Origin of the sequence: Neptuniibacter sp., assembly GCF_024231755.1 — a bacterium.
Taxonomy (GTDB): domain Bacteria; phylum Pseudomonadota; class Gammaproteobacteria; order Pseudomonadales; family Balneatricaceae; genus Neptuniibacter.
In genome coordinates, this window is record NZ_JAAEQH010000190.1 from 1 (window position 1) to 1741 (window position 1741).

Consider the following 1741-nt stretch of genomic DNA (forward strand, 5'->3'; position numbering starts at 1 on the left):
CCTTGATGATGCTACACGTGCTCAGCTTGAGCATGGTCAGTCTGTAACTGAGCTGATGAAGCAGAAACAGTACTCTCCAATGTCAATCGCTGACATGGGTCTTAGCCTGTACGCTGCGAACGAAGGTTACCTGAAAGATGTAGATCTGAACAAAGTACTGGACTTTGAAGCAGCTATGATTGCGTTCTTCAACAGCGAATACGCTGATCTGATGAACGATATCAATGCAACTGGCAACTACTCTGATGAGATTGCTGCACAGTTCAAAGCTGGTATCGAAAAGTTCAAGTCTACACAAGCTTGGTAAGAACTCGTTTAGAGTGAGTGATCTGCATGAATTTCATGCAGATCTAACACAAAGCTAAATAGGCGGAACTATGGCAGTCGGAAAAGAGATTAAGACACAAATTGCGAGTGTGCAGAGCACCCGGAAGATCACCAGCGCTATGGAAATGGTTGCTGCTTCCAAGATGCGTAAAGCACAGGATCGCATGGAGTCGTCTCGCCCGTACGCCCGGAGTATCCGTGGTGTAATTCAGCACCTGGCCAAGTCCAACCCTGAGTACAAACACTTGTACATGCAGGAGCGTGAGACTAAGCGCGTTGGTTTTGTAGTAGTAGCAACCGACCGTGGCTTGTGTGGTGGTTTGAACGTGAACGCGTTCAAAGCAGCTGTTAAAAGCATGAAAGAGTTCCATGACCAGGGCATCGAGATCGATGTCTGTGCACTGGGCAGCAAAGCACAGTCGTTCTTTAAGAACTACGGTGGCAATGTTGTTGCAGCGAAAACTCACCTGGGTGATGCGCCGGAAGTGGCGGATCTGATCGGTGCAGTTAAGGTCATGTTGGATGCTTATGACGAAGGCAAGCTGGACAAACTGTACATTGTGTCAAACGACTTCGTTAACACAATGACTCAGCAGCCTGCAGTCAATCAGGTGCTTCCACTGAAGGCAGAAGATGACGATGACAGTCTCAATCATCACTGGGACTACATCTATGAACCAGACGCTAAAGAGCTGTTAAACGGCTTACTGGTTCGTTACGTAGAGTCCCTGGTCTATCAGGCCGTGGTTGAGAACAATGCCTGTGAACAGGCAGCACGTATGCTGGCGATGAAGAATGCAACTGACAACGCTGGCGATATGATTGATGAGCTTGAAATGATTTACAACAAAGCTCGTCAGGCCGCGATTACTCAGGAAATTTCTGAGATCGTTGGTGGTGCTGCAGCTGTTTAATACAGGTCACAGGTTAAATAATTAGAGGATCCGAACATGAGTAGCGGAACTATTGTTCAGATTATCGGTGCGGTAGTTGACGTGGAATTTCCACGTGATTCTGTACCGAAGGTTTACGACGCGCTGACCGTAACTAAAAACGGTTTGACGCTGGAAGTTCAGCAGCAGCTGGGCGACGGTGTTGTTCGTGCGATCGCAATGGGTCAGACTGAAGGCGTAAGCCGTGGTCAGGACGTTGCGAACACTGGTGCGCCAGTTTCTGTACCTGTTGGTACAGCAACACTGGGTCGTATCATGGACGTACTGGGTAACCCAATTGATGAATGTGGCGAGATCGGTGAAGAAGAGCGTATGCCTATCCACCGTAAAGCTCCTTCATACGATGAGCAGGCAGCATCCAACGAACTGCTGGAAACTGGTATCAAGGTAATCGACCTGGTATGCCCGTTTGCGAAAGGTGGTAAAGTTGGTCTGTTCGGTGGTGCGGGTGTAGGTAAAAC

1 protein-coding gene and 2 pseudogenes are annotated in these 1741 nt (G+C 48.5%); all 3 read left to right on the plus strand.

The genetic code is table 11. The features are described 5' to 3' along the window. Window positions 1-307 (plus strand): annotated as a pseudogene (locus GY843_RS10070) (F0F1 ATP synthase subunit alpha); the annotation flags it as partial. Between the two features lie 70 nt (window positions 308-377). Beyond that, entirely contained in the window at window positions 378-1241 is an 864-nt protein-coding gene (gene atpG / locus GY843_RS10075) for a F0F1 ATP synthase subunit gamma (protein WP_297309138.1), read from the plus strand. 36 nt (window positions 1242-1277) lie between these two features. After that, a pseudogene (locus tag GY843_RS10080) lies at window positions 1278-1741 on the plus strand (F0F1 ATP synthase subunit beta); the annotation flags it as partial.